Source organism: Bacillus sp. FSL W7-1085, assembly GCF_038595035.1.
Lineage (GTDB): Bacteria > Bacillota > Bacilli > Bacillales > Bacillaceae > Bacillus > Bacillus altitudinis.
In genome coordinates this window covers 858128-877500 of record NZ_CP152000.1, presented here as the reverse complement: position 1 = coordinate 877500, position 19373 = coordinate 858128, and the positions used below count along the sequence as shown (strand labels likewise).

Below are 19373 nucleotides of genomic sequence, written 5' to 3'. Positions count from 1 at the left end.
CTTGAGGCTAGCCCTAAAGCTATTTCGGAGAGAACCAGCTATCTCCAGGTTCGATTGGCATTTCACCCCTACCCACACCTCATCCCCGCACTTTTCAACGTGCGTGGGTTCGGGCCTCCATTCAGTGTTACCTGAACTTCACCCTGGACATGGGTAGATCACCTGGTTTCGGGTCTACGACCACGTACTCATGCGCCCTATTCAGACTCGCTTTCGCTGCGGCTCCGCATCTTCTGCTTAACCTTGCACGGGATCGTAACTCGCCGGTTCATTCTACAAAAGGCACGCCATCACCCGTTAACGGGCTCTGACTACTTGTAGGCACACGGTTTCAGGATCTATTTCACTCCCCTTCCGGGGTGCTTTTCACCTTTCCCTCACGGTACTGGTTCACTATCGGTCACTAGGGAGTATTTAGCCTTGGGAGATGGTCCTCCCGGATTCCGACGGAATTTCACGTGTTCCGCCGTACTCAGGATCCACTCTGGAGAGAACAACATTTCAGTTACAGGGCTGTTACCTTCTTTGGCGGGCCTTTCCAGACCTCTTCGCTTATATCGTTCCTTTGTAACTCCGTATAGAGTGTCCTACAACCCCAAGAGGCAAGCCTCTTGGTTTGGGCTGTTCCCGTTTCGCTCGCCGCTACTCAGGGAATCGCATTTGCTTTCTCTTCCTCCGGGTACTTAGATGTTTCAGTTCCCCGGGTATGCCTTCTCATACTCTATGTATTCAAGTATGGATACTACTCCATTACGAGCAGTGGGTTTCCCCATTCGGAAATCTCCGGATCAAAGCTTGCTTACAGCTCCCCGAAGCATATCGGTGTTCGTCCCGTCCTTCATCGGCTCCTAGTGCCAAGGCATCCACCGTGCGCCCTTTCTAACTTAACCATTTCTTACTTTAGAAAGAATCACTATGTGTGATGAACTTTGCATTGCATTCAATGTGAATGTATTACTTATTGTTATCTAGTTTTCAAAGAACAATCCTGTCTCGCTAGAGACATGTTTTGAAGGAATGATCCTTCAAAACTAAACAAGACGAAAAACGTACGCTGCTCCATATATCCTTAGAAAGGAGGTGATCCAGCCGCACCTTCCGATACGGCTACCTTGTTACGACTTCACCCCAATCATCTGCCCCACCTTCGGCGGCTGGCTCCATAAAGGTTACCTCACCGACTTCGGGTGTTGCAAACTCTCGTGGTGTGACGGGCGGTGTGTACAAGGCCCGGGAACGTATTCACCGCGGCATGCTGATCCGCGATTACTAGCGATTCCAGCTTCACGCAGTCGAGTTGCAGACTGCGATCCGAACTGAGAACAGATTTGTGGGATTGGCTAAACCTTGCGGTCTCGCAGCCCTTTGTTCTGTCCATTGTAGCACGTGTGTAGCCCAGGTCATAAGGGGCATGATGATTTGACGTCATCCCCACCTTCCTCCGGTTTGTCACCGGCAGTCACCTTAGAGTGCCCAACTAAATGCTGGCAACTAAGATCAAGGGTTGCGCTCGTTGCGGGACTTAACCCAACATCTCACGACACGAGCTGACGACAACCATGCACCACCTGTCACTCTGTCCCCGAAGGGAAAGCCCTATCTCTAGGGTTGTCAGAGGATGTCAAGACCTGGTAAGGTTCTTCGCGTTGCTTCGAATTAAACCACATGCTCCACCGCTTGTGCGGGCCCCCGTCAATTCCTTTGAGTTTCAGTCTTGCGACCGTACTCCCCAGGCGGAGTGCTTAATGCGTTAGCTGCAGCACTAAGGGGCGGAAACCCCCTAACACTTAGCACTCATCGTTTACGGCGTGGACTACCAGGGTATCTAATCCTGTTCGCTCCCCACGCTTTCGCTCCTCAGCGTCAGTTACAGACCAGAGAGTCGCCTTCGCCACTGGTGTTCCTCCACATCTCTACGCATTTCACCGCTACACGTGGAATTCCACTCTCCTCTTCTGCACTCAAGTTTCCCAGTTTCCAATGACCCTCCCCGGTTGAGCCGGGGGCTTTCACATCAGACTTAAGAAACCGCCTGCGAGCCCTTTACGCCCAATAATTCCGGACAACGCTTGCCACCTACGTATTACCGCGGCTGCTGGCACGTAGTTAGCCGTGGCTTTCTGGTTAGGTACCGTCAAGGTGCAAGCAGTTACTCTTGCACTTGTTCTTCCCTAACAACAGAGCTTTACGATCCGAAAACCTTCATCACTCACGCGGCGTTGCTCCGTCAGACTTTCGTCCATTGCGGAAGATTCCCTACTGCTGCCTCCCGTAGGAGTCTGGGCCGTGTCTCAGTCCCAGTGTGGCCGATCACCCTCTCAGGTCGGCTACGCATCGTCGCCTTGGTGAGCCGTTACCTCACCAACTAGCTAATGCGCCGCGGGTCCATCTGTAAGTGACAGCCGAAACCGTCTTTCATCCTTGAACCATGCGGTTCAAGGAACTATCCGGTATTAGCTCCGGTTTCCCGGAGTTATCCCAGTCTTACAGGCAGGTTACCCACGTGTTACTCACCCGTCCGCCGCTAACATCCGGGAGCAAGCTCCCTTCTGTCCGCTCGACTTGCATGTATTAGGCACGCCGCCAGCGTTCGTCCTGAGCCAGGATCAAACTCTCCGAAAAAGTACAAAACCGAAGTTTTGCTTTTCGCCAGTTTGACTGACTACCTATGATGTATCATAGGATTTTTTTATAAAAACTCGAATTAACAGGTACGTTTTGTCTTGTTTAGTTTTCAAAGATCATCTTCGTTATCGCTCAGAGGCGACTTTCTTAATATAACATTTGAGCACCGTGTGCGTCAAGTGTTTTTCTGAATTTCTTTTTGTCAGCTTTTCTTTCAAAGCAACTCAGTTGCTCATTAGCGACGTTTAATAATATACCATCATAATATTCATACGTCAATATCTTTTTTAACAAAATATCCTCGATGATAGATTTTTTGCCCCTTCGTCTCAATTGGCTCTACTAGCACAATTCCTTTTTCCACAAAGAAATCAATCATCACACTAAGATCAGGTGTGAAATGTTTGAGATCAGGATGTGCAAGAAGCTCGCCAAACAGCCAAATATCCTGCTGTTCCATGACATGACGCAAATGAGCCGCACCAATTTCTGCTTTTGAATGAATCAAGAAATCATTCGCTAGGAATAAAAGTTCTAACCGTTTATGAAGACTTTCGTGGCTTTCAATCAACTCTGAATAAAGTTTATATACTTCCGGTTCCATATGACGTACTTGGTTCCAAACGGTCACTTCTGGGTGGAAGCCTTTATCAATCACTTCAATACGCGCAAGATGATGCAGGGCATGCACAATGGAATTATATGCATCGAGGAATTGATTTGATTCAAAAAATGCTTTTCCTTCTATATATCTGCGAATGAGCTTGCCATATTCTAAACCAATTTTGAGCTTACGGTTAGAAAACGGGAATGTACTCAGTTCATCAATCAAGTTGAAAATATATTCATTTCGATCAAACAGGACTTTTCCGTTTAAAATCCAATCAATAATCCGCCTGTTGGTACCTAAGGTAATCCATTCCTTCAACTGATCATCTGTGACAACATTTAAAGAAGCTGTCTGGTGATCGGATTCATAGTGCTTAATAAATAACGGTTCTTCCGCATCCTTTACGATGACTAGAAGCGCTGCATCAAAGTTATCCGTCTCAGAAGATACTTTATGCCTTCTTTCTACTATAATCACAGCTAATGTATCTGGATGACTTGCTCTCTCTTGATAAATAGGACGGAGAAGATTTTCCATAGTGATTCCTCCAATACTCGGGTGTAAGGTTCTTCTCTAATGCTATGTATTTCTCCTCATAGAATCAAAATTCCTTCAATACATGAAAAAAGATCGTTGAATCATTATAAGCAATTTATTCACAAAACTCTATAACTAATTCAAACAGAAAGGTAAAATGTGCTATATTGGAGATAAGGGGGACTAGGGATGGCGAAATACTCCAGTAAGATTAATAAAATCAGAACATTTGCACTTAGTTTGGTTTTTGTTGGTTTTTTGATCATGTATATCGGTGTGTTCTTCAAGGAATCGGTCTGGCTGTCGACCTTCTTTATGCTACTCGGCGTGTTATCGATTGGATTGAGTACAGCCGTTTACTTTTGGATCGGTATGCTTTCTACGAAGGCAGTCCGGGTCGTATGTCCAGGCTGTGAGAAGGAAACAAAAGTGCTTGGGCGGGTGGACATGTGCATGCATTGCAGAGAGCCACTTACACTCGATCCAGCATTAGAAGGCAAAGAGTTTGATGAATCCTACAATCGAAAAAAGTCATAAAAATAAGCTGACCATTCAACTGGTCAGCTTTTTCATTAATGATTTTCTTTTTTTGCACATTCTTGACAAGTGCCATAGATCTCCAAACGATGATGACTTACTGTAAAACCTGTCACATGGGATGCAAGCTGTTCTACTTCATCAAGGCCAGGATAGTGAAAGTCAACGATCTTTCCGCAGTTTTCACAAATCGCATGGTAATGGTCAGATGTCGCAAAATCAAATCGGCTTGAGGAATCCCCATACGTTAATTCTTTTACTAATCCAGATTCCCGGAAGACTCGTAAATTGTTGTAAACCGTTGCTACACTCATATTAGGAAATTTTCCTTCAAGTGCCTTATATATATCGTCCGCGGTTGGGTGTGTCATAGAATTTACGAGAAACTCCAAGATGGCATGGCGCTGCGGAGTAATTCGAACACCGGTTTCTTTTAGAGCATCTAAAGCGTCTTTTAGTTCGTGAGCAGCCATTTCATCATGCACCTCTCTTTTCAAAAATATTCTTATATTATAATCTTTATAAATAGTGTACCCCCAGAGCCGAAACTTTGTCAATTACAATCCTCTTTTTTACCTATTCTTCTATACAAAAAAGACCGGCACGACTGCCGATCTCATCTCGTCAACATATTAAGCGTGAGCTTTCAGTTCCTCAAGCGCTTCTTCCACATGATCTTTCACCTTTACTTTACGCCACTCTTTCACAAGCTTTCCTTCTTTATTAATAAGAAACGTTGAGCGTTCAATTCCCATGTATTCCTTACCAAAGTTCTTTTTCAGCTTCCATACACCGAAAGCTTCAGACAATTTTTGTTCGTCATCTACAAGAAGCAGGAAAGGTAAGTCATGTTTTTCTTTAAACTTTTGGTGCTTGTCTTGACCGTCTGGGCTTACGCCGATAATCACAGCATCTAATTCCGCAAAGCTTTGATGGCGGTCACGAAAATCACAGGCTTCCGTTGTGCAGCCCGGCGTCATATCTTTTGGATAAAAATAAAGGACAATGTGTTTCCCTTTAAAATCAGAGAGCTTTACTTTCTCTCCATTATCACCAAGTAATTCAATATCAGGTACTTGCTGCCCCACTTCGATTGTCATGATACAATCCCTCCAACCTATTTTTTCATTAGCCTATCCAATTTCGAGAAGATATTCAACTAAGGACGCTTGCATCGGCATGTTAAAATAATGATAGACGACGTGATACGTTGAGATAGGAGGCTATTTATGAAATTCACCGAATCAGAAAAATTACATCAAGAGGCGCTGGAGCATATTGTTGGAGGGGTTAACAGCCCATCTCGTTCATATAAAGCAGTGGGCGGCGGGTCACCTGTTGCAATGGAAAAAGGCGAAGGCGCTTATTTTTGGGATGTTGACGGAAACCGTTATATCGACTATTTAGCAGCATACGGCCCAATTATTACGGGACATGCTCATCCTCATATTACAAAAGCCATCACGAAAGCAGCCGAGACGGGTGTCCTTTACGGAACACCAACGAAGCATGAAGTCACTTTTGCTAAGATGCTGAAGGAAGCGATGCCTGCTTTGGACAAAGTTCGTTTTGTCAATTCAGGTACAGAAGCTGTGATGACGACAATCCGTGTCGCTCGCGCTTATACAGGCAGAACAAAGATCATTAAGTTTGCCGGATGTTACCACGGCCATTCTGATCTTGTGCTAGTTGCGGCCGGCTCTGGACCTTCCACTTTAGGAACACCAGATTCAGCGGGCGTGCCTAAAAGTATTGCCAATGAAGTCATTACCGTTCCATTCAACGATATAGACAGCTACAAAGAAGCATTAGACCGCTGGGGTGATGAAGTAGCAGCTGTTCTTGTTGAGCCAATTGTCGGGAACTTTGGCATCGTAGAGCCTAAAGACGGTTTCCTGCAGCAGGTTAATGACCTGACTCATGAAAAAGGGGCTCTAGTCATCTATGATGAAGTCATTACAGCTTTCCGCTTTATGTATGGTGGTGCACAGGACTTGCTTCAAGTAAAACCTGACCTCACTGCATTAGGTAAAATTATCGGCGGCGGTCTTCCAATCGGCGCTTACGGCGGCAAAAAAGAAATTATGGAGCAAGTCGCCCCGCTTGGACCAGCCTACCAAGCTGGTACGATGGCAGGTAATCCCGCCTCCATCCTTTCTGGTATTGCATGCTTGGAAGTGTTAAAAGAAGACGGGGTCTACGAACGTCTTGATCAGCTTGGGGCCATGTTAGAAGAGGGAATTTTAGCCCACGCAAAAAAACATCAAGTAGATATTACAGTGAATCGCTTAAAAGGTGCTCTCACCATTTATTTTACAAAGGAAACGATTGTGAACTACGAGCAGGCTGAAAATACGGATGGTGAAATGTTCGCCCGTTTCTTTAAATTCATGCTCGCACAAGGTATTAACCTCGCTCCTTCTAAATATGAAGCTTGGTTCTTAACCATTGCACATACTGAAAATGATATTTCTGAAACGCTCAAAGCAGTAGATCATGCGTTTGAACAGCTGAAACAATCATAATGAAGAGAAAAACAGACGTAAATTCATGCGTCTGTTTTTTTATTTACCAGCTCTTGATTGTCAAAAGCGAGTGAATCTGTTACATTTTTTCTCAATACCTTCTTTTGATGTTTTCATGAACTTTCAAAAATCACTTGAATATTTCGGAAGACCGCTGTATATTACTTAGTTGTTTCATCAAAATATTTATGATATATGACAAGTGGTCATCTATTATCGAAAAGAAAGGAATGCAGGGACAAAACCAATGAAACTTGGAGCCCGTATTTTAAAAACTGGTATTGCCATTGTACTCGCGCTTTACCTGGCAACATGGCTTGGGTTGCCGACACCCGTCTTCGCGGGAATTGCAGCTGTATTTGCTATCCAGCCATCTATTTATCGATCATTTTTAACGATTGTTGATCAAGTGCAAGCCAATATTATTGGAGCAGCACTTGCCATTACGTTCGGTCTGCTTTTTGGCACAGGACCAGTCATCATCGGCTTAACTGCCGTCATGGTCATTGCGATTAATTTAAAGCTGAAGATTGAACACACGATTCCGATTGCACTCGTAACCGTCATCGCGATTTTAGAAAGTGCAGGGGATCATTTCCTTTCCTTTGCCTTAATTCGAACAGCAACTGTGGTGTTAGGCGTACTTTCTTCATTTTTAGTGAATTTGATTTTCCTGCCGCCAAAGTATGAAACAAAGCTTGTTCATCACATTATGGAAAATACGGAGGAGATTTTAAAATGGATCCGTCTAAGCTCCAGACAGTCAACTGATCATTCCACTTTAAAGGATGACATCGATCAAATAAAAGAACGTATGATCAAATTAGATCACATTTACTTGTTATACAAAGAAGAACGAAGCTATTTAAAGAAAACAACTTATGTCAAATCTAGAAAGCTTGTTTTATTCAGACAGGCAATCATGACGTCTAATCGAGCGCTGTACTTGCTGAAAAAGCTTCATAAGTTAGAAAATGAAATTCATTTGATGCCAGAGCATTTCAGAGAGAGCTTAACAGATGAGATTGATTATTTGCTTTATTGGCATGAACGTACCTTGATGAAGTTTGTTGGAAAAATGAAACCGCAGGACGATGATTTTCAGAATGAATGCTCTCTTCGTCTTGAAGCATTAACGAAATCATTTATTCAGCATCAACAAAATCAAGAAAACGACTTGCTGGATTACAATATGCTGAATGTGATGTCGAGTATTATTGAATACCGTGATGAATTGGAGCATCTAGATACTTTGATTACAAGCTTCCAAACGTATCACCCAAAAGATAGTGAGATTGAGACAGAAGAAAAAGAAGCTTAAATACAAAAGCCCGATTCTAAGAATCGGGCTTACATTTTTGACAAAGGGCTAAAATGATCTTTATTTTAGCCCTTTGTCTTCTTTTCAGCGTAGTTGAAAACCCTTGAAATCAAGGAAGGACGAGTAATGGAGCGGAGCGAATGCCATATTCGTGAGCACCAGCACTCAGGACTGACAAAGAATGCGGGGTTTGTCTACACGCTGTGACCGATTGTTAGAATCGGTCTTATTTTATTTTCTTCATTTTAGGATCAAGGGTGTCTCTTAATCCATCTCCCATCAAGTTAAAGCCAAGAACCGTCAGCATGATCGCAATCCCCGGGAAAAATAAAGTCCATGGCGCTTGTACGAGATAAGGTCTCGCATCTGCAAGCATTTTCCCCCACTCTGGACTTGGCGCTTGTGCACCTAATCCTAAAAATCCTAAAGCCGCCGCTTCAATAATGGCAGTACCAATCGCAAGCGTCGCTTGAACGATGACCGGCACCATACTATTTGGCAGTATGTGACGAAGAACGATGCGGCGGTGTGACATCCCGACTGCCTTTGCTGCTAAGACGTATTCTTCTTGCTTAATGCTCAGCACCTTTGAACGAACGAGCCGGCCAAATGTGGGGACGTTAATAATCGCTATGGCAATAAGGGCATTTTGTAAGGAAGGTCCTAAGATGGAAACGATCGCAATCGCTAATAGAATGCTAGGAAAAGCGAGTAAAATATCAAATAGTCTTGAGATGACAGCATCCAGTAATCTACCGCCGTAACCTGCCATCAACCCAAGCAATGTCCCTAAAATAACCGACCCGAGAACGGAGAAGAAACCCACCCATAATGAAATCCGAGCTCCATGCACGACTCTAGAAAATATGTCTCTCCCGAAATCATCCGTACCAAACCAATGCGCAGCTGAAGGGGCACTAAATCGTTCGCCTAGTGACTGCTCGTTGATTCCATAAGGAGCAATGAGCGGTGCAAAGATTGCTAGGATCAGAAATAAAAAGACAATCACAGTGCCAATGACCGCCAGCTTGTGCTGAAAGAACAGTTTCATCGATTCAAGAATCAGTGATTGAGAGCGTTCTTCCTTTTGTTTAGGTGCTTGAAGCTCTTTTTGCGCTTCCATGTCGTCACTCTCCCTTCTCTAGTATTTAATCCTCGGATCAATGACTGCATACAAGATATCAACAATGAAATTGATCAGCACAAATATGAGCGCAACAACAAGAATGCCAGTTTGAATAACAGGATAATCACGATAGCTAATTGCATCGTAAATATACCGCCCAATTCCCGGCCAAGCAAAGATCGTTTCTGTTAAAATGGCTCCGCCTAGCAAGAGACCTGTTTGAAGACCAATAATCGTTAAAATCGGAATGAGCGCATTTTTCAGCCCATGCTGATAAATGATGAAAAATGAACGTACCCCTTTTGCTTTTGCTGTTCGAATAAAATCTGAATGAAGGACTTCCAACATACTTGCCCTCGTAATCCTTGCAATAATCGCAGCAGGAATCGTTGCGAGAGCGGTACTTGGTAAAATTAAATGCTTGATGCTGTCAAAGAATTGATCAAATCGCCCTTGCAAAAGCGTGTCCAGCGTATGAATATAGGTGATCGACTCTACCGGATTTCTGACGTTTTCTCGTCCTGTAGTCGGCAAAATACCTAATTCAATCGAGAATAGCCACTGTCCCATTAAACCTAACCAGAAAATCGGCATGGACACCCCAATGAGCGCAATAAACATGGCCACATAATCAAAGAAAGAATGTTTAAACCATGCACTAATGATTCCGGCATTCACACCGACAATAATCGCCAGCAACATAGCGAAGAAAGTCAATTCTAATGTAGCGAATAAGTAAGGCTTCATTTCCTGGGCAATAGCCGCTCCTGTTCGTATGGAAGTCCCTAGATCGCCTTTTAAAAGCCCCAGCATGTAGTGACCATATTGTACGTACCACGGCTGGTCTAAACCAAGCTGAATCGTCAATTGCTCTACTGCTTCTTTCGTTGCCCGCTGTCCTAAGATGACCTGCGCCGGATTTCCAGGGATAAACCGAATAATAGAAAATACAACTAAGGTCATTCCGATCAGTACTGGAATGAGCATTCCTGCTCGCTTCATACAATAAGCAAACAAACAGCTTTCACCGCCTTTTCATTGTTTGGATAAGGGAGATCGAACGATCTCCCTTATTTGCTTATTCGAAATATACGTCAGTCAATGCTTCGGAACCAGTCGGATGCGGCTGGTAGCCTTTTAAATCTTTAGATGCGGCAAGCATTGGAATTGAATGGACTAATGGGATCCAAGGCGCTTCATCATGAATGATTTCTTGAGCTTCTTGATATAATTCATTTCGCTTCTTTTGATCCGTATCGGTCTGCGCTTCAATGAGGATGTCATGCATTTTATCGTTTTGGAAGAATGTATAGTTGTTACCGCCAATACTGTCTTTATCTAATAATGTGTAGATGAAATTATCAGGATCGCCATTGTCCCCTGTCCATCCTAATAAGAACACATCTGCTTCGCCTTTACTTGCTTTATCTAAATAAGTCGCCCAATCATATGTGACGATTTCGGCTTTGACACCAACTTTTTCAAAGTTTGACTGAATGACTTCAGCTACCTTCATCCCGTCTGGCATATATGGACGCGGCACAGGCATTGCCCAAAGCTTGATGCGAAAACCGTCAGGGAAGCCTGCCTCTTTCAATAGTTCTTTTGCTTTTTCCGGATCATATGGATATGGCTCAATCTCGTCATTGTAGCCTTCTAATGACGGAGGAAGTGGATTTTTTGCTGGTTCAGCAAGTCCTCCATAAAACGACTCGATGATTGATTCTTTATCAACTGCATAATTGAGTGCCTGACGAACCAACTTGTTATCAAGCGGCTTTCTAGTCACTGTCAGCCCGATATAACCTACGTTCATGGATGGTCTTTCAATCAGCTGGAGCGCTTTGTCTGTTTTAATGCCATCTAAATCGGACGGATTGACGCCATCCATTAAGTCGATTTCGCCTGTTTTAAGCGCATTTAAACGAGCAGAGTTTTCAGGAATAGAGCGGAAGATGATTTGTTTCAGTTTTGGTTTATCTTTTTGCCAGTAATCTTCGTTCTTTTCTAAGACAATACGGTCGTTCTGCTTCCATTCTTTAAACTTAAATGGTCCTGTGCCCACTGGGTTTTCTCTAAATGAATCACCGCTTTTTTCAACTGCTGCAGGACTAGCGATACCAAATGGTGACATGGCGATGTTTTTCAGAAATGTTGCTTGCGGGCGTTTGAGTTGAAATTCAATTTCATGCTCTCCTTTAACGATGATGTCTTTAATGACATGCCCTTTATCTTTTTTATAGCCGCCAAACATGCCGTAGTAAGGAAATTTTTCGGCATCTCCATTCATCCAGCGGTCAAAGTTGAATTTCACTGCTTCTGCATTAAAATCTGTGCCATCGTGAAATTTCACACCTTCTCTTAAGTAGAACGTGTACGATTTTCCGTCCTTTGCAACATCCCATTCTGTTGCGAGGCCCGGATGGATGGTCGTGTCTTTTTCACCGTAATTCAAAAGCTTTTCAAACATATTCTCTGTAACCTTGAAGGTTTCGCCTTCTGTTGTTGTAATCGGATCAAGTGACGTAGAGTCCCCTCCTCTGCCGAATACGAGAGTGTCTTTGGTGGCTTTTTCTTCTGATGTTGATGAAGATGAACAGCCCCCTAAAAATAACGCAAGTGCTAGCACAAGAATGAAACTACTGAATAACCATGTCTTCTTCATTGTGTTCCTCCTTTTGATATAAATAGCACGCAGCTGCATGGCCTGTTTCCTCCTCATACAAAGGCGGAACATCTTGCAAGCATTGCGCCCACCTTTTTGGACATCTTTTATAGAAAGGACAGCCATCTTCTGACACCAGGTTGGATTCTTCCGCTGACACATCCTGCGTTTCCAGCACGTGATCCATATGTGGAATGGATTTCAGAAGAAGCGATGTATAAGGATGAAGCGGCTTGTGAAATACGTCCTCCGCAGGACCCATTTCTACAATACGGCCAGCGTACATCACTGCAATTCGGTCGCTCATATACTTGACAACGCCTAGATCGTGAGAAATAAACAAGTACGTCAGAGAAAGCGTCTTTTGCAATTCGAGCATTAAATTCAATATTTGTGCTTGAACCGATACATCTAAAGCGGAAACTGGCTCATCGGCAATCACAAGACTTGGATGAGTAATCAGTGCCCTAGCAATTCCAATACGCTGCCTCTGACCGCCGCTGAATTGGTGCGCATAACGGTCTCCATAGGATGGGTCAAACCCAACAATGTGCAGCATCTCCTTTACCCGCTTTTGTCTTTCTGCTTTTGTTCCATGTTTATGAACAATGAGCGGTTCTTCTAAAATGTCTTTGATTTTCATTCGTGGATTTAAGGAAGCGTATGGATCTTGGAAAATCATTTGAATGTCTTTTCTGAAGGAACGCATGTCTCGTTCTTTCAGAAGCGTCACTTCTTTTCCTTTCATTTGGATTGAGCCAGAAGTCGGTTCGATTAATCTCATTAAGCTTTTGCCAAGGGTTGATTTCCCGCAGCCAGATTCGCCCACAATGCCGAGCGTCTCTCCTTCTTTCACGTGAAAGGACACTTGATTTAAAGCCAAAGTCGTCTGTTTGTGTTTAGAAAAAAATGCCGATGTGTCATAACGCTTCGTCAGTTGATTCACTTGCAACAGTGGGTGATTCAGTGTCTTCTCCTCCTTCCATTAGAAAACATGCGACGCGGTGATTGTGTGAAATGGATTGTAAAGATGGGTCTTTTTCAAGACATTGCGTCATTTGATATGGACAGCGTGGTGCAAATTGACAGCCGGACCGAATAGCTCCTGGCTTAGGTACATGACCCGCAATAGACATGAGTTTTTCTTTTTTCTCTTTAAATGATGGAACAGAGGCGAAAAGACCTTTCGTGTAGGGATGGAGAGGTTTTTGGAAAATACGGTCAACGGTTCCTTCTTCTACGATTCGACCGGCATACATAATCATGACACGCTGGCATATTTGCCGCACGACGCCTAAATCATGAGTAATAAATAAAATAGCGGTGTCCATCTCTTCATTTAACTTTTTGAGCAAACGAAGAATTTGTGCTTGGATGGTGACATCAAGTGCAGTCGTTGGTTCATCTGCAATCATGAGCTTTGGGTGACACAGCATCGCCATCGCAATCATCACACGCTGACGCATGCCGCCCGATAGTTCATGTGGATATTTTTTGAGTAATGACGCTGCTTGTTTCAGGCCAACCGTTTGAAGCAAATCTACCGCCTTCACTTTTGCTTCTTTTTGGCTGGTAGTCTGATGTGTGAAAAGGGCTTCTGTCATTTGCTTGCCGATGGACATGAGTGGATTGAGAGAAGTCATGGGTTCCTGGAAAATCATTGAGATGTCATTCCCTCTGACCTCTCGCCATTGTTTCTCCGACAGTGACAGCAGGTTTTGACCTTCAAATTGTATGTGACCTGTTGTTTCTGTTTGGTGATTCAGCCCCATTAAAGACATCGATGTGATGCTTTTCCCGCAGCCAGATTCGCCCACAATACCTAAGGTTTCTCCTTTTTGAATAGAGAATGAGATGTCATGGACGATCGGCACTCTCTGCTTTTTTTGCTGAAAAGCAATAGACAGCTGTTTGACATCTAGCAATACTTTTTGTTCTTTCACATCTTCACCACCCCGTCATACTTTTTAAAATTGTATTGAGACAAGCTGGGAAATATGTCATGTTTTTGACAAGCATAAAAAAGCCTATCCGCTAGAATCGGATAGGCTTTTACTAATTTAATGTTTGAATGGTAAATAGATGACGATAGTGGCTGTCTCGGTTCATTAATTCTTCATGTGTTCCTTTTTCCACAATCTCCCCTTGTTCCATGACCACAATGAGGTCCGCATGTGTAATCGTTGATAAACGGTGCGCAACAATAAAAGTTGTGCGATCTTTTGCCAGCTTTTGCATCGCTTCTTGAATGTAATGTTCACTTTCTAAATCAAGTGCAGACGTCGCCTCGTCTAAAATAAGAAGCGGTGGATTTTTAAGAAATACCCTCGCAATTGAAATTCGTTGTTTTTGACCGCCTGATAGCTTTACGCCACGTTCTCCTACCTTTGTGTCATATCCTTCGGGAAGAGACATGATGAACTCATGGGCATTAGCCGCTTTGGCCGCCGACACAATTTTCTCAAAGGATGCTTCCGGGTCTCCCACAGCGATATTTTCTTTAATGGTGTCACTGAATAAGAATGTATCTTGGAGCACCATCCCGACTTGATTCCGCAGGCTTCTTGCCTTGTACTCTTTAATATCAATGCCATCAATTTCGAGTGATCCGCTTGTGACATCATAAAATCTTGGAATTAAGCTGACGAGCGTCGACTTCCCTCCGCCGCTCATTCCTACAAGCGCAACGGTTTGACCTTTTTCTACTTTCAAGGAGATATTGTGTAAAATTTCTTCCTGTGTATGTTCGTAACGGAACGACACATCTTTAAATTCTACATCTCCTTTTAAGTGATTGGCTTCTTTTGCATTCGGCTTGTCTGTTACTTCATACGGTTCATCAATAAACTCAAAAATACGATCCATTGATGCTACTGACTGAGTTAAAGTCGTCGATGAGTTAATGAGACGGCGAATCGGGTTGTACATCCGATCAATGTAGCCGACAAAGGCAATCATTGTCCCAATTGAAAGCGACCCGTTAATGACGGTATAACCAGCAAAAGCAATGATGAGCAGCGGCGCAATGTCTGTGATCGTATTGACGACAGCGAATGTTTTGGCATTCCAATTCGTATGATTGATCGCTTTGTTTAAGAAATTTTTATTTTCATCGTGAAAATTCTCTTGTTCGTATTCTTCAATCGCAAAGCTTCGAATGACAGGCATTCCTTGTACTCGCTCATGCAGGTGCCCTTGTACCTCAGCCAGTGCCTGCGACCGCTCTTTTGTCAGCTTGCGAAGCCGTCCGTAAAAATACTTCACTGCTAACGCATACAGCGGAAAAATAATGACAGACACAATGGTGAGTTTAAGATCCAGTGTACACATAATGGCTATCACAATCAGGACGGTCATCAAATCAAGCCAAATGTTCATAAGCCCTGTGATGACAAATTCCTTTGTTTGCTCCACATCGTTGATGACCCTTGAAATAATTTCCCCTGTTCTCGTGTTGGCGTAATAACGAAGGCTTAACTTTTGAATGTGCGAGAAAAGCTTTTCCCGAATATCAAATAATACTTTACTGCCTGTCCACTGCGCATAGTATTGTCTGTAGTACTCAACAGGCGGTCTCATCACTAAAAATAATACAAGCATGATTCCCATAATAATAAAGAGAGTGGATGTTTTTTCTTCAGCCGATCCAGAGCCTTGAATGACATCATCTATGACATACTTTAAAAGCAGAGGCAATGTTAAGGGAATCGAGAACTTAATCATTCCGATCACCATTGTCAATGCAATCTGTTTTTTATACGGTGTTACAAAAGCCATGTAACGTTTTATGACCCCCATGTAAATCTCCTTCCCAATCTATCAGTGCCTCTTATCCGTACGCAATCAAAAACCTGTTGGCTTTGAAAAGCCAAACAGGTTTTAGCTGCTGTTACTTATTTTGTATAACGCAAAAAACGTTCATACCACATATCCACAAATTCTGGAGCAAACGGTCCCTTCCGCTGGTGAATCCAATGCAGTAATGTATTTAGATGCTCTCGTAAGATACTATCGATTTCTTTTGGATAATTCATCTGCCTCTTATGATCCGCATATTCATCCTCATCCAAAATATTATACGTCATGTCCGGAAAGACTTTGACATCTAAGTCGTAATCAATATACTTAATCGCCTCTTCATCTGTCGCAAAAGGAGAGCTGATGTTGCAGTAATAATACACCCCATCATCTCGAAGCATCCCAATGACATTAAACCATTGTTTTGCATGAAAATAGCAAATAGCCGGTTCTCTTGTCATCCATGTTCGGCCATCGGATTCAGTCACCATTGTTCGATCGTTTGCACCAATGATACACAATTCCGTTGCTTTCAGAATGGTGGTTTCATTCCAAATCCTGTGGATCAAGCCATTATGTTTATAGCTTTGAATTTGGATGGTTTCTCCTTCCTTGGGATAGCCCATATTTTCTCCCCTACTTTCTATAACAAACAAACCTAACAGTCCAAAGACCTAATTTCCCAACTAAACATGTCTCTATTATATTATACCGTTACATCATTAAAAAATGAAATGAAAAAGCCATTCAACCCAATTGAACGGCACACTCTTTTACATCACGGTTGAGCTCTTCTCCATTTGTTTATACGAATTGATGACTTGTTCAGTCTGTTTTGTAAATAGTGTTTGGACTTTTTGCAGTTCTTCTCGTTTCTGTTTGATTTGATCATGAAGCTTATGCCGCTCTTCCTTTTTTTCACCTTGCAGCAATCGTTTTTCTGTCTCTAAGTACAGATCAAGTTCTCCTTGTACATCGAGCAGCTGATCCATAAGCTGCATTTGTTCTTTGACAAGCTGGTCGAAATCAGACATCTAACTCCTCCCTTTCATTCGTATCGACTTTTTGTATCTATACCATTTCTTGAAAGAAGGAAGAAGTCCTTTGACTGTTTATGTAGAGGTTTTACAGGTTTTGTCGGATGGTGGGGAGAGGCAAAAAGAAAAGCACTTCATTCGTAGATGAAGTGCTTCCCTTTGTTTCAGTGATTAGCTGTTTTGTTGTTTGTTTTGCTCAGCTTTTTGGTTGTATTTTTTTACGTGCTGTGCGTCAGTCTCGCTAGCAAATTCAGTGCCATATTGACCGCCTTGTGCAGCAGCTTGGTTTTGTTTTTTCACTTGTTGTGCGTTTGTTTTGTTTTGTTGTTTATCCATCATTATCACCTCCACGCACATTAATTTGTGCAGAAGGTGTACATCTTATTCATGATTTTTTTTAAACAAGCAAAGAACGTCCGCCATCGACGATAATCGTCTGTCCTCTAATCATATCTGCTTTGCCTGATACAAGGAATTCTACACTGTCGACCATGTCTTTAATTTCCACCATACGGCCTGCTGGTGTATTTTTCTTAGCGTCTTCTAATAACTCTTCACGATTTGGGAAGTGCTTGAGTGCATCTGTATCGATGGCGCCGCCTGATACGGCATTTACGACGATATTTTTTTGTGACAGCTCAACGGAGAGGTAGCGTGTCAAAGCTTCTAGTGCTGCTTTAGATACACCGACCACCGTGTAGTTTTCAAGGTAGCGGATAGAGCCTAGTGAGCTAATGCTGACGATATGTCCGCCGCCGTTTTTCTCCATTAATTTGGCTGCTTCTTGTCCACAAAATAACAAGGCTTTCGCATTGATATTCATGGTCCAGTCCCAATGATTTTCTTCAAGATCCATGATTGGACGCTGAACGCCAGATGCCGCATTGTTCACAAATACGTCTAAACGGCCAAACGTTTCGTCAATTTGCTGGAACATGTCTTTGATTTTCTCTGGCTGACCAACGTTGGCTTTGACAACTAATGTTTTAACACCCATCGCTTCAATTTCTTCAGCTGTTTCAAGTGCTGCTTTTTTGCTTCTTGCATAGTTAATGACAATGTCATATCCTTTTTCAGCCAGGCGAAGGGCTACTTCTTTCCCAACACCTCTACTGCTGCCTGTAATTAGTGCACATTTACGCTTGTTCATTATGGTTCATCTCCTGATTTGAATAGTTTTCGTCCATTCGCTTCACACTAATAGGAAAGTTCCTATTAGGAGGTTACATTCATGTATGTCGGACGCGATTTAAGCCAGCTTGGCATGATGTCAAAGGATCAATGGAAAGATACTGAGCTTGCTTTTTTTCATCATGCTTTCCAACAAATTTTACCTTATTTAAACGAAGAAGGGCAATCTAAGTATCGAGAAATCATTTCTGAAATTGAAAACCGCGGGGGTCTGCACCGAAATGAAGCCGATTATACCCATGGTACAACGGTTAAATATGACTAGGCTGTTCAAGTGCCATCTTCCATATTTTTTGATGTGAGACTGGCAAAGCATATGCCTCAAATTCTTCTGTTGTGACTTTTTTCAGCATCGTGTCATCAGATACAGAGGTCACACGTCCAAAGAAAACAGAAATATTCCAGATGAGGTGGGTAAATACATGTTGAATGGTGCCTTCTAAATCACCAAGTTCTGCTTGTACACCCGCTTCCTCTTTTAAGAAATCAATCAGCTGCTCTTTTTCCGTTTTTCTTCCCTTCATTGTTTCCATGTTTGGGAACTCCCATAAATTCGCAAGCAGACCTGTACTTGGACGCTTATGAATATAGAGATGGCCTGCATCGTCAAATAACACCGCTGCTGCCATTGATTTCGCAGTCGGCTTTTTCTTTTTACTTTTCACCGGCAGCTCATGCTGAACGCCTTCCTCAAGTGCCGAGCAATGCATGTTTACAGGACAAATGAGGCATGCAGGAGAGGTTGGGGTGCAAATAAGTGCACCTAGCTCCATTAGCCCTTGATTGAATTCTGACGGCTTTTCCCGGGAAATGAGCTGATCAACCGCAAATTCGAAAATGTTTCTCGTTTTTGGTTTTGCAATATCATCCCATATGGACAAGATACGGGAAATGACCCTCATCACGTTGCCGTCTACCGCAGGGTATGGCTTGTTATAGGCGATACTCAGCACTGCGCCGCTCGTATACGGGCCTACACCTTTCAGTTTTGAAAATTGTTCTTTCGTATCAGGGACAACGCCCCCGTAGGATTCATAGACTTCTTTCACAGCTGCCTGTAAATTACGCACTCGTGAGTAGTAGCCAAGACCTTCCCATGCTTTCATGACCTTTTCTTCATCAGCTAAAGCAAGATCTTTCACCGTCGGGAATTGCTCCATAAACCGATTGAAGTACGGAATGACCGTATCCACTCTCGTTTGCTGGAGCATCACTTCTGATACCCAGACGCGATATGGATCTTGATTTTCACGCCATGGAAGTGTACGTTGTTCTTTTTCATACCAATCGATTAAATCATGCTGAAAGCCCGCAATATCTTTGCGGTCCAGCTTTTCTTGAATGTCTTTCATATCTATACTCCTTCTCATTGGACCGAGGGCTAACGTTCTGAAAAGAACC

General features: G+C 43.0%; 17 protein-coding genes, 2 rRNA genes and 1 pseudogene (1 of these 20 cut by a window edge). 4 read left to right on the top strand and 16 right to left on the bottom strand.

The window, feature by feature from the left end; translation table 11 throughout:
* From MKY11_RS04325 to MKY11_RS04315, 3 genes are all read right to left on the bottom strand, one after another.
* A 23S ribosomal RNA gene (locus tag MKY11_RS04325) occupies nt 1–890 on the bottom strand; it reaches 2041 nt to the left of the window's first position.
* 183 nt (nt 891–1073) lie between these two features.
* Nucleotides 1074–2622 (bottom strand): 16S ribosomal RNA (locus MKY11_RS04320).
* The 16S and 23S rRNA genes sit together here, the layout of an rRNA operon.
* Before the next feature lie 271 nt (nt 2623–2893).
* Nucleotides 2894–3772: a nucleotidyltransferase-like protein gene (locus tag MKY11_RS04315; RefSeq protein ID WP_025206981.1), complete on the bottom strand. Its 879-nt coding sequence runs from the start codon at nt 3770–3772 to the stop codon at nt 2894–2896.
* Between the two features lie 189 nt (nt 3773–3961).
* Here MKY11_RS04315 and MKY11_RS04310 point away from each other — a divergent pair, with 189 nt between their 5' ends.
* Nucleotides 3962–4309, top strand: a complete 348-nt coding sequence (locus MKY11_RS04310; protein ID WP_007496750.1) for a YgzB family protein — start codon at nt 3962–3964, stop codon at nt 4307–4309.
* Between the two features lie 35 nt (nt 4310–4344).
* On the opposite strand, the gene perR is transcribed toward MKY11_RS04310, so the two are convergent.
* Together perR and bcp are read right to left on the bottom strand one after the other, a co-directional pair.
* Nucleotides 4345–4782 carry a peroxide-responsive transcriptional repressor PerR gene (gene perR / locus MKY11_RS04305; protein WP_003217782.1) on the bottom strand — a complete coding sequence of 146 codons (438 nt, stop codon included), beginning with the start codon at nt 4780–4782 and terminating at the stop codon, nt 4345–4347.
* A gap of 159 nt (nt 4783–4941) precedes the next feature.
* Nucleotides 4942–5409, bottom strand: coding sequence for a thioredoxin-dependent thiol peroxidase (gene bcp, locus MKY11_RS04300; protein WP_007496746.1), 468 nt, complete (start codon nt 5407–5409; stop codon nt 4942–4944).
* A gap of 129 nt (nt 5410–5538) precedes the next feature.
* Here bcp and MKY11_RS04295 point away from each other — a divergent pair, with 129 nt between their 5' ends.
* Both MKY11_RS04295 and MKY11_RS04290 read left to right on the top strand, forming a co-directional pair.
* Nucleotides 5539–6834 (top strand): glutamate-1-semialdehyde 2,1-aminomutase, encoded by a 1296-nt coding sequence (locus MKY11_RS04295; protein ID WP_008341922.1) that lies wholly within the window; start codon nt 5539–5541, stop codon nt 6832–6834.
* Between the two features lie 247 nt (nt 6835–7081).
* Nucleotides 7082–8155, top strand: coding sequence for an aromatic acid exporter family protein (locus tag MKY11_RS04290; RefSeq protein WP_025206980.1), 1074 nt, complete (start codon nt 7082–7084; stop codon nt 8153–8155).
* A gap of 226 nt (nt 8156–8381) precedes the next feature.
* Here MKY11_RS04290 and MKY11_RS04285 read toward each other — a convergent pair whose 3' ends face one another.
* The 10 genes and pseudogenes from MKY11_RS04285 to fabL all read right to left on the bottom strand — a co-directional run bounded on the left by MKY11_RS04285 (nt 8382) and on the right by fabL (nt 17931).
* The gene (locus MKY11_RS04285) at nt 8382–9278 is read right to left on the bottom strand and encodes an ABC transporter permease (protein ID WP_007496739.1); all 897 of its coding nucleotides are present in this window, start codon (nt 9276–9278) and stop codon (nt 8382–8384) included.
* A gap of 18 nt (nt 9279–9296) precedes the next feature.
* On the bottom strand, nt 9297–10298 hold the full coding sequence (locus tag MKY11_RS04280; protein WP_007496737.1) for an ABC transporter permease: 1002 nt from the start codon (nt 10296–10298) through the stop codon (nt 9297–9299).
* A gap of 61 nt (nt 10299–10359) precedes the next feature.
* Nucleotides 10360–11946 (bottom strand): ABC transporter substrate-binding protein, encoded by a 1587-nt coding sequence (locus tag MKY11_RS04275; protein ID WP_096881158.1) that lies wholly within the window; start codon nt 11944–11946, stop codon nt 10360–10362.
* Nucleotides 11921–12898, bottom strand: a complete 978-nt coding sequence (locus MKY11_RS04270) for an ABC transporter ATP-binding protein (RefSeq protein ID WP_080673806.1) — start codon at nt 12896–12898, stop codon at nt 11921–11923. Before MKY11_RS04270 ends, MKY11_RS04275 begins: the two co-directional genes overlap by 26 nt.
* Entirely contained in the window at nt 12867–13889 is a 1023-nt protein-coding gene (locus tag MKY11_RS04265; RefSeq protein ID WP_342501892.1) for an ABC transporter ATP-binding protein, read from the bottom strand. Before MKY11_RS04265 ends, MKY11_RS04270 begins: the two co-directional genes overlap by 32 nt.
* Before the next feature lie 112 nt (nt 13890–14001).
* The gene (locus MKY11_RS04260; protein WP_282900890.1) at nt 14002–15744 is read right to left on the bottom strand and encodes an ABC transporter ATP-binding protein; all 1743 of its coding nucleotides are present in this window, start codon (nt 15742–15744) and stop codon (nt 14002–14004) included.
* Between the two features lie 95 nt (nt 15745–15839).
* Complete coding sequence (locus MKY11_RS04255; protein ID WP_008341956.1) at nt 15840–16370, bottom strand: DUF402 domain-containing protein; 531 nt, start codon at nt 16368–16370, stop codon at nt 15840–15842.
* Between the two features lie 147 nt (nt 16371–16517).
* Nucleotides 16518–16778, bottom strand: coding sequence for a YgaB family protein (locus MKY11_RS04250; RefSeq protein WP_039167929.1), 261 nt, complete (start codon nt 16776–16778; stop codon nt 16518–16520).
* Between the two features lie 174 nt (nt 16779–16952).
* Nucleotides 16953–17102, bottom strand: a pseudogene (locus MKY11_RS04245) (gamma-type small acid-soluble spore protein); the annotation flags it as partial.
* 76 nt (nt 17103–17178) lie between these two features.
* Nucleotides 17179–17931 (bottom strand): enoyl-[acyl-carrier-protein] reductase FabL, encoded by a 753-nt coding sequence (gene fabL, locus MKY11_RS04240; protein WP_007496726.1) that lies wholly within the window; start codon nt 17929–17931, stop codon nt 17179–17181.
* An 81-nt stretch (nt 17932–18012) separates the two neighbouring features.
* Here fabL and MKY11_RS04235 point away from each other — a divergent pair, with 81 nt between their 5' ends.
* Nucleotides 18013–18237 carry a hypothetical protein gene (locus MKY11_RS04235; protein ID WP_008341962.1) on the top strand — a complete coding sequence of 75 codons (225 nt, stop codon included), beginning with the start codon at nt 18013–18015 and terminating at the stop codon, nt 18235–18237.
* On the opposite strand, the gene mutY is transcribed toward MKY11_RS04235, so the two are convergent.
* Complete coding sequence (gene mutY / locus MKY11_RS04230; RefSeq protein WP_045034508.1) at nt 18224–19324, bottom strand: A/G-specific adenine glycosylase; 1101 nt, start codon at nt 19322–19324, stop codon at nt 18224–18226. The two genes, MKY11_RS04235 and mutY, sit on opposite strands and share 14 nt — an antisense overlap.
* Nucleotides 19325–19373 lie beyond the last annotated feature (49 nt).

Bases quoted from the DNA above. Each gene is read 5' to 3' on its own strand.
- MKY11_RS04250 (WP_039167929.1), bottom strand. From the start codon at position 16,778: ATGTCTGATTTCGACCAGCTTGTCAAAGAACAAATGCAGCTTATGGAT.
- mutY (WP_045034508.1), bottom strand. From the start codon at position 19,324: ATGAAAGACATTCAAGAAAAGCTGGACCGCAAAGATATTGCGGGCTTT.
- perR (WP_003217782.1), bottom strand. From the start codon at position 4,782: ATGGCTGCTCACGAACTAAAAGACGCTTTAGATGCTCTAAAAGAAACC.
- MKY11_RS04235 (WP_008341962.1), top strand. From the start codon at position 18,013: ATGTATGTCGGACGCGATTTAAGCCAGCTTGGCATGATGTCAAAGGAT.
- MKY11_RS04260 (WP_282900890.1), bottom strand. From the start codon at position 15,744: ATGGGGGTCATAAAACGTTACATGGCTTTTGTAACACCGTATAAAAAA.
- MKY11_RS04310 (WP_007496750.1), top strand. From the start codon at position 3,962: ATGGCGAAATACTCCAGTAAGATTAATAAAATCAGAACATTTGCACTT.
- MKY11_RS04315 (WP_025206981.1), bottom strand. From the start codon at position 3,772: ATGGAAAATCTTCTCCGTCCTATTTATCAAGAGAGAGCAAGTCATCCA.
- fabL (WP_007496726.1), bottom strand. From the start codon at position 17,931: ATGAACAAGCGTAAATGTGCACTAATTACAGGCAGCAGTAGAGGTGTT.
- MKY11_RS04275 (WP_096881158.1), bottom strand. From the start codon at position 11,946: ATGAAGAAGACATGGTTATTCAGTAGTTTCATTCTTGTGCTAGCACTT.
- MKY11_RS04255 (WP_008341956.1), bottom strand. From the start codon at position 16,370: ATGGGCTATCCCAAGGAAGGAGAAACCATCCAAATTCAAAGCTATAAA.
- bcp (WP_007496746.1), bottom strand. From the start codon at position 5,409: ATGACAATCGAAGTGGGGCAGCAAGTACCTGATATTGAATTACTTGGT.
- MKY11_RS04285 (WP_007496739.1), bottom strand. From the start codon at position 9,278: ATGGAAGCGCAAAAAGAGCTTCAAGCACCTAAACAAAAGGAAGAACGC.
- MKY11_RS04290 (WP_025206980.1), top strand. From the start codon at position 7,082: ATGAAACTTGGAGCCCGTATTTTAAAAACTGGTATTGCCATTGTACTC.
- MKY11_RS04295 (WP_008341922.1), top strand. From the start codon at position 5,539: ATGAAATTCACCGAATCAGAAAAATTACATCAAGAGGCGCTGGAGCAT.